This is a genomic window from Streptomyces sp. SID5643 (assembly GCF_009872555.1).
GTDB classification, from domain to species: Bacteria; Actinomycetota; Actinomycetes; order Streptomycetales; family Streptomycetaceae; genus Streptomyces; species Streptomyces iakyrus.
The window spans coordinates 1-7,929 of record NZ_WWIC01000196.1; the positions used below are offsets into that span (position 1 = coordinate 1).

At 71.7% G+C, this 7,929-nt stretch carries 8 protein-coding genes and 1 pseudogene; 6 read left to right on the forward strand and 3 right to left on the reverse strand.

Annotated features, from left to right (window positions below):
- Positions 1-668 (forward strand): annotated as a pseudogene (locus tag GTY56_RS22470) (sigma-70 family RNA polymerase sigma factor); the annotation flags it as partial.
- Here the strand turns inward: GTY56_RS22470 and GTY56_RS22475 are convergent.
- Complete coding sequence (locus GTY56_RS22475; protein WP_161367136.1) at positions 613-1,338, reverse strand: glycerophosphodiester phosphodiesterase family protein; 726 nt, start codon at positions 1,336-1,338, stop codon at positions 613-615. The pseudogene GTY56_RS22470 and the gene GTY56_RS22475 overlap by 56 nt on opposite strands.
- A complete protein-coding gene (locus tag GTY56_RS22480; RefSeq protein ID WP_202510582.1) occupies positions 1,335-2,480 on the reverse strand; it encodes an adenosine deaminase in 1,146 nt (381 codons plus the stop codon). The genes GTY56_RS22475 and GTY56_RS22480 overlap by 4 nt, the downstream gene beginning before the upstream one ends.
- 158 nt (positions 2,481-2,638) lie before the next feature.
- On the opposite strand from GTY56_RS22480, the gene GTY56_RS22485 reads away from it, so the two are divergent.
- Together GTY56_RS22485 and GTY56_RS22490 are read left to right on the forward strand one after the other, a co-directional pair.
- Entirely contained in the window at positions 2,639-3,280 is a 642-nt protein-coding gene (locus tag GTY56_RS22485) for a DUF4190 domain-containing protein (protein ID WP_161367138.1), read from the forward strand.
- 69 nt (positions 3,281-3,349) lie between these two features.
- On the forward strand, positions 3,350-3,814 hold the full coding sequence (locus GTY56_RS22490) for a DUF4190 domain-containing protein (RefSeq protein ID WP_161367139.1): 465 nt from the start codon (positions 3,350-3,352) through the stop codon (positions 3,812-3,814).
- A 51-nt stretch (positions 3,815-3,865) separates the two neighbouring features.
- Here the strand turns inward: GTY56_RS22490 and ybiA are convergent, their stop codons facing one another.
- Positions 3,866-4,441, reverse strand: coding sequence for a riboflavin biosynthesis intermediates N-glycosidase (gene ybiA, locus GTY56_RS22495; protein WP_161367140.1), 576 nt, complete (start codon positions 4,439-4,441; stop codon positions 3,866-3,868).
- A gap of 199 nt (positions 4,442-4,640) precedes the next feature.
- Between ybiA and GTY56_RS22500 the strand changes: the two genes are divergently transcribed.
- The 3 genes from GTY56_RS22500 to GTY56_RS22510 all read left to right on the forward strand — a co-directional run.
- Positions 4,641-6,176: a gamma-aminobutyraldehyde dehydrogenase gene (locus tag GTY56_RS22500; RefSeq protein ID WP_161367141.1), complete on the forward strand. Its 1,536-nt coding sequence runs from the start codon at positions 4,641-4,643 to the stop codon at positions 6,174-6,176.
- 56 nt (positions 6,177-6,232) lie between these two features.
- A complete protein-coding gene (locus GTY56_RS22505; protein ID WP_161367142.1) occupies positions 6,233-7,480 on the forward strand; it encodes a polyamine ABC transporter substrate-binding protein in 1,248 nt (415 codons plus the stop codon).
- Positions 7,481-7,485: 5 nt separating this feature from the next.
- Positions 7,486-7,929 (forward strand): ABC transporter ATP-binding protein (locus GTY56_RS22510; RefSeq protein ID WP_161367143.1); only part of this gene is annotated, 444 nt, incomplete at its 3' end.

Sequence of the window (7,929 nt, forward strand, 5' to 3'; positions counted from 1 at the left end):
CCCCCACGTCCGCGCCGTCGGCGACGAAGAAGACCGGCCTCTACGGCACCGTCGTCGACGCCGTCGACCGGGCCCCCGACCCGGACACCCGGCCCGCCGCCCTGCCGCGCCGTCCCGAGGCCGGCATCACCAGCACCGGCGGCCCGAAGGCGGTCATGCAGCACCGCGGCGACCGCGTGACGCTCACCGGCCGGGGATACATCCTGGTGCGCTGGCAGATCTCACCCGGGTCGCGGCCCGGCGCGCTGGTCATGCCGTCCTGGACCGGCCTGAGGGGCAGGCTGTTCCACGTGGCCTCCGGCGGCACGCGCCGCATGGACGATGCGCTGCCCGGCGCCCCGAACGGCTACGCCACCGGCATGGGCGGCCCGGACATCGGCTACGCGGTCCTCCCGCCCGGCACCCAGCAGATGTGGCAGAACGAGTACTTCTACCTCGACGGCACCGTCACCCTCACCCAGAACGAACGGGGCTGCGACTACGGCCTCATCGTCTTCCCGTCGGACCGGGACGCCGTGGTCAGGGACGTCAACGAGGGCCCCGCCGACGGCGCCCTGCGCTATGGGCTCGTCCGCGACACCGGCACGGACAGCGCGCCGGTGCCGCAGTACGTCACGCGCTCGGTCCCGGCAGACCCGGCGACGGTGCCGCAGCGCTCGCGCGTGTAGCGCACAGCACGTCGACGCGGTTCGTCGTGATCGAGTCCACGCCCGCCTGAAGCAGCCGCCGCATGGAGCGGCGGGTGTCGGGGGTCCAGACGGACACCAGGTAACCGTCGGCGTGCACGCGCTCGGCGAGCGGGCGGTCCACCAGTGAGAAGCGGTAGTTCAGCCAGCGCGGGCGGACCGCCTCCAGCAGCACGGGCCGGGGCGGGGCCAGAGTCGTCCAGGTGAGGGCGATCTCGGCGGCCGGATCCGCCGCCCGCACGGCGAGCATGGCGTCGGCGCCCGCGCAGTAGTAGACCCGGTCCGCCGCCCCGGCCTCCGCCACGACGCCCATGATCCGGCGCACCGCCCGCACATCGGGCGACCCGGGCAGGTCGATCATCACCCGGTGCCCGTCGGTCGCGGGCAGGGCCTCGGCCAGGGTGGGAACCCCGCCGCCCGTCAGACCGCGCACCTCCTCGGACGACAGCGCGAGCAGGGGCCGTTCGTGCTCCCACAGCCGCTTCAGCGTCGCGTCGTGCAGCAGCACCGGCACGCCGTCCCGGGTGAGCCGTACGTCGATCTCCACCGCGTCCGCGCCCCGGCGCAGCGCGGAACGCAGCGAGGCGACGGTGTTCTCCCGGACGCGGTAGGGGTCGCCCCGGTGGGCCACGGCGACCGGGGCGGGCGTCACCGGGAAAGCCACTGCGCGGTGTAGGTGTCGATCTCGCCGGTGATCCGGGCCTTGCCCGCCGCGTCCAGGAAGGACGCCTCGACGGCGTTCTTCGCCAGCTCCGCCAGGCCCCGCTCGTCGAGGTCGAGGAGCCGGGCGGCGACCGCGTACTCGTTGTCGAGGTCGGTGCCGAACATCGGCGGGTCGTCGGAGTTGATCGTGACGACCACGCCGGCCCGCACGAACTCCTTGACCGGGTGCTCGTCGAGGGTGCGGACCGCGCGGGTGGCGATGTTCGAGGTCGGGCACACCTCCAGGGCGATCCGGTGCTCGGCGAGGTGCGCGAGCAGCTTCGGGTCCTGCGCGGAACTGGTGCCGTGCCCGATGCGCTCGGCCCGCAGGTGGGTCAGCGCGTCCCACACCGTCTGCGGCCCGGTCGTCTCGCCGGCGTGCGGTACGGAGTGCAGTCCGGCGGCGATCGCCCGGTCGAAGTACGGCTTGAACTGCGGCCGCTCCACGCCGACCTCGGGCCCGCCGAGACCGAAGGAGACCAGGCCCTCCGGGCGCAGCCGGTCGTCGGTGGCGAGCCGGGCCGTCTCCTCGGCGGCCTGCAGACCCGCCTCGCCGGGGATGTCGAAGCACCAGCGCAGCACGGTCCCGAAGTCGGCCTCGGAGGCCTTGCGGGCGTCCTCGATCGCGTCCATGAAGGCCCGCTCGTCGATGCCGCGCCGGGTGGACGAGAAGGGCGTGATGGTCAGCTCGGCGTAGCGCACCTGCTGCCGGGCCATGTCCCGGGCCACCTCGTACGTCAGCAGCCGGACGTCCTCCGGCGTGCGGATCAGGTCGACGACCGACAGGTACACGTCGATGAAGTGCGCGAAGTCGGTGAACGTGAAGTAGTCGGCCAGGGCCTCGGGGTCGGTCGGCACCTTCGAGTCGGGGTGCCGCGCGGCCAGTTCGGAGACGATCCGGGGGGAGGCGGATCCCACGTGGTGCACATGCAGTTCGGCCTTGGGGAGGCCGGCGACGAAGGCCTTGAGGTCGCGTGGGGCGTGGGGGTCGACGAGATGCTCGGTCAAGGGTTCCTCCCCGGAACGGCGCCACCGCCGGCGTGAGGCGGGCGGGGCGCGGGTGATCGGCTGATCGATTGACGCGAAATTCATCGTATGCCGTGGGGTGCACCGCCCTTCGTGAGGGGCGCGGGCCATGTCGATGCGCGGCTCCGCCGCGTCGGCGCGGCCGGCCCCCACGCACCCGCACTGTGGCCCGCACCGACCGGCCCCGTAGCATGACGGGACGATCGACCCAGGGGGGACGCACGATGACGGACGCGACGCAGCCCGACGGAGGCAGCCACGACCCGTGGGCGCCTCCGGAGAGCAAGCCCTCGCTCGACAAGAACCAGACCCCGCAGCCGCCGTCCGTCCACGACCAGGCCACGGTCACCTCCATGCCTGGTTTCACGCCGCCGGCGGGCACGCCGCAGTACGACCCGTCGGGCTCCGGCACCGGTGCCGTGCCGCCCCCGCCCGTGGCCCCCACCGGCCCGGGAGCGCCCGGCGGTTACGGATACCCGGGCAGCTACCCCCAGGGCGGCTACTCCCAGGGCGGCTACGGCTGGCCCGGCATGCCCATGGCCCCGCAGAACGGCATGGGCGTCGCCGCGATGGTGCTCGGCATCATCTCCTGCACCCTCTTCTGCCTCTACGGCGTGGTCTCCCTGGTCACCGGGATCCTCGCGGTCGTCTTCGGCATCAAGGGCCGCAAGCGCGCCGAGGCCGGGGTGGCCACCAACCACGGGCAGGCCCAGGCCGGACTGATCATGGGCATCATCGGGATCATCCTCGGCATCACGGTGATCGTCCTGATCGCCGTCGGCATCACGGCCGCGATCAACAGCGACCGCAGCGACGACCCCTACGGCGCCGTCGGCACGGTGGCCACCGCCCCGCCCCACCGCTGAAACTGCCGCCCTGCGCGGCCGACTTGGCCACTACGATGCCCTGGTCTGACAACGGAGGGGAGAGCGTCCATGTCCAACACCAACCCGCCCCCGGGTGGTTTCGGCCCGCCGGCCCAGCCGCCGCAGCAGCCGGCCCCGGGGTACGGCTATCCGCAGCAGCCCGGCCCGGGCTACGGCTACCCGCAGGGCGGCCCCGGCTACCCGGCCGCGCCGCCCGTGGGCTACCCGCAGGCCCCTGGCTACGGGATGCCCGCGCAGCCCAGCAACGGCATGGGAACCACGGGTCTGGTGCTGGGCATCATCGGCGTGGTGTGCAGCCTGACGTTCATCATGTGGTTCTTCGGCGTGATCCTGGGCATCCTCGCGATCATCTTCGGTGCCGTCGGCCGCGGCAAGGCCACCCGCGGTGAGGCCACCAACAAGGGCGCGGCGACCGCGGGCCTGGTCTGCGGCATCATCGCCACCGTGATCCTGCCGCTGCTCGGCTTCCTGCTGTTCGCCGGCATCATGGGCGGGCTCGGCGCGGCTGCCTGAAGGCGGCTCCCGGAGCTTGCGGGGGGCCGGTCCACGGGACCGGCCCCTCACTCATGCTCTCGCCGTCCTCAGCCGCTCCCGCGCCTCCATCAGCGCGAAGCCCAGCAGGTTCGGCCCCCGCCACCGCTCCGGATCCATCGCCGCCTCGTCGCTCGCGGCCAGCCCGATGCCCCACACCCGGTCCATGGGGCTGGCCTCGACCAGTACCCGGTCGCCCGTGCCCAGCAGGTACGCCAGCAGGTCGGGGTGTGCGCCGAACTTGTGGACGCTGCCCTCGACGACGATCCGGAACCGCTCCCGGGCCCAGGTCGCCTCGTCGAAGCCGCGCACCAGCCGCCCGGCCTTCTTCGCCTCGGCGGGATGCCCCGCGGCCAGCGCGGCACGCTCCGCCGCCGGGTCCTCGAAGAGCCGGGCCTTCTCGGCCATCATCCAGTGCTCGGCCGTCGCATAGGCCTCGCCGTCCACCGTGAACGGCGAGGGCCACCACTGGCTCAGGCAGCTCGCCCCGACCCGGCCGTCCGGCCGCGGCCGGTGCCCCCAGAAGTGCAGATATCTGACCCCGGCCCCCGCGCGGACCGCCCTGATCAGGGCCTCCTGCGAGCCGACCGCCCCCGTGACCTTCTCCATGCACGCGAGTCTGGCACGCACCACTGACACAGCGTCCTGCCTTTTCGCGGTGCACTCGACACCTGGTCGACAGATTTCGTCGCGTAACCAAAAATCAACAACGGAATCACTTGTTGGCATGCCATACCTCTGTCAGGATCGGCACTCAAATCGAGCCTGAGCCACGCCGGCCCCCTCAGGGGACACGGAGGAGAGCGACATGCACAACCCGGGCACCGCCACCCCGGACCGATTTCCGGCGGAGGAGCGCTTCGCACAGGGCGCGCAGTACATCGCGGACCGTCTGACCAGGGGCACCTCCGGCCGCACGCACGCGGTCGTCGACCCGGCGTCGGGCGAGGAGGTCCTCACCTACGAGCTGGCGGGCCCGGCCGATGTCGACCGGGCCGTCGCCGCCGCCCGCGCGGCCTTCCCCGGCTGGGCGGCAGCCACCCCCGGCGAGCGGTCCGACGCCCTGCACCGGTTCGCCGCGGTCCTCGCCGACCGGGCCGAGGACTTCGCCCGCGCCGAGTCGCTCCAGTGCGGCAAGCCGCTGAAGCTGACCCGCGAGTTCGACGTCCCCGGAACGATCGACAACGCCGCCTTCTTCGCCGGTGCCGCACGGCATCTCCAGGGGCAGTCGGCCGGGGAGTACTCCGGGGACCACACCTCGTACGTCCGGCGCGAGCCCATCGGCGTCGTCGGGTCGATCGCGCCCTGGAACTACCCCCTCCAGATGGCCGCCTGGAAGATCCTCCCGGCGATCGCGGCGGGCAACACCATCGTCCTGAAGCCCGCCGAGCTCACCCCGCTGACCTCGCTGCTCTTCGCCCGGGCGGCCACCGACGCCGGGATCCCGGACGGCGTGATCAACATCGTCACCGGCACCGGAAAGGAGGCCGGGGAGCACCTCGTCGGCCACCCCGACGTGGCCATGACCTCCTTCACCGGCTCCACCGCCGTCGGCAAGCGCGTCGCCGAGGTCGCCACCGCCACCGTCAAGCGCCTCCACCTGGAGCTCGGCGGCAAGGCGCCCTTCGTGGTCTTCGACGACGCCGACCTGGAGGCCGCCGCCCACGGCGCGGTCGCGGGCTCCCTCATCAACACCGGGCAGGACTGCACGGCCGCCACGCGCGCGTACGTGCAGCGGCCGCTGTACGAGGCCTTCGTGGAGCGGACCGCGGCGCTCATGGAGACGGTCCGGCTCGGTGATCCCTTCGCCGCCGGCACCGACCTCGGCCCGCTGATCTCGCACGTGCAGCGGGACCGGGTGGCCGGGTTCGTGGAACGGGCGCGGGCCTACGCGCGCGTGGTCACCGGCGGTGAGGCACCCGGGGGCGCGCTCGCCAAGGGCGCCTACTACCGGCCCACCCTGATCGCCGACGCCGCCCAGGACAGCGAGGTCGTCCAGTCCGAGATCTTCGGACCGGTCCTGGTCGTGCTGCCGTTCGACACCGACGACGAGGGCCTCGCGCTCGCCAACGACACCCCGTACGGACTGGCCGCATCGGCCTGGAGCCGGGACGTGTACCGCGCGAACAGGGCCACCCGTGAGATCAAGGCCGGGTGCGTCTGGATCAACGACCACATCCCGATCATCAGCGAGATGCCGCACGGCGGCTACAAGTCCTCCGGCTACGGCAAGGACATGTCCGCGTACTCGTTCGAGGAGTACACCCAGATCAAGCACGTCATGTTCGACAACACCGCGGTGGCCGCCAAGGACTGGCACCGCACCGTGTTCGGGGACCGATAGCCGTATGCAGGCCGCCTGACCACCGGCCGTCCACCCTCCGAAAGGGCACCACGCGCATGGAGCAGTACGAGCCCGACCGCCTCTCCGCGGCCCAGAGGGCCGCCATGAGGCGCAGTCTCACCAACGGCAGGGCTTCCCTCACCCGGCGGTCGCTGCTGCGCGCCTCCGCGGGCGGGGCGCTCGCGGCCGGCGGAATGGGGACGCTGAGCGCCTGCGGCATCCCGGCGGCCGGCACGTCGCAGGGCGGCGTCTCGGCCGAGGACCACTCGGCCAAGGAGAAGACGGTGAACTTCTCCAACTGGACCGAGTACATGGACGTCGACGACAGCGGCAAGCACCACCCCACGCTGGACCAGTTCGCCAGGCGCACCGGCATCAAGGTCAAGTACACCGAGGACATCAACGACAACAACGAGTTCTTCGGCAAGATCAAGCCGCAGCTCGCCGCGGGCCAGGACACCGGCCGCGACCTGATCGTCCTCACCGACTGGCTGGCCGCCCGCCTCATCCGCCTCGGCTGGGCGCAGAAGCTCGACCCGAGCAACCTGCCGCACGCCTACGCCAATCTGTCGGCCCAGTTCCGCAGCCCCGACTGGGACCCGGGCCGCGCCTACTCGTACGTCTGGCAGGGCATCTCGACCGTCATCGCGTACAACAAGAAGGCCCTCGACGGGGTCGAGGTGACGTCGATATCCGACCTGCTGGACAACCCCAGGCTCAAGGGCCGGGTCGGCTTCCTGTCGGAGATGCGCGACAGCATCGGCATGACCCTGCTCGACATGGGCAAGGACCCGGCCGACTTCACCGCCGACGACTACGACGCGGCCGTCGCCCGCCTCCAGAAGGCCGTCGACAAGGGCCAGATCCGCCGCTTCACCGGCAACGACTACACCTCGGACCTGACCAGCGGCGACTTCGCCGCCTGTGTCGCCTGGGCCGGTGACGTCGTCCAGCTCAAGGCGGACAGCCCCGACATCGACTTCCTCATCCCGGACAGCGGCTACGTGACGTCGACCGACAACCTGCTGATCCCCAACAAGGCCCGGCACAAGACCAACGCCGAGCGGCTCATCGACTTCTACTACGAGCCGAAGGCGGCCGCCGAACTCGCCGCCTACATCAACTACGTGTGTCCCGTCGACGGCGTGAAGGCCGAGCTGGAGAAGATCGACGAGGACGCGGCGAACAACCCGCTGATCATTCCCGACAAGGCCATGGCCGCCAAGTCCCATGCCTTCCGCTCGCTGAGCTCGAAGGAAGAGACCGAGTTCGAAGCGAAGTTCGCGAAGCTGACGGGGGCGTGACCACCATGACGAACCAGACCGGCCCCGGCGGCGACGTCCGCCTCACGGGCATAGCCAAGTCCTACGGCGCCTTCACCGCCGTGCACCCGCTCGACCTGACCGTGCCGCAGGGCTCCTTCTTCGCCCTGCTCGGCGCCTCCGGCTGCGGCAAGACCACCACCCTGCGCATGATCGCCGGCCTGGAGGAACCCTCCGCCGGCAGCGTGCACCTGGGCGACCAGGACGTGACCGCGCTGCCCCCGTACAAGCGGCCCGTGAACACGGTCTTCCAGTCGTACGCCCTCTTCCCGCACCTCGACATCTTCGAGAACGTCGCCTTCGGTCTGCGCCGGCGCGGTCTGAAGTCGGTGAAGAAGCAGGTCGACGAGATGCTCGACCTCGTCCAGCTCGGCGAGCAGGCCCGCAAGAAGCCGCACCAGCTCTCCGGCGGCCAGCAGCAGCGCGTCGCC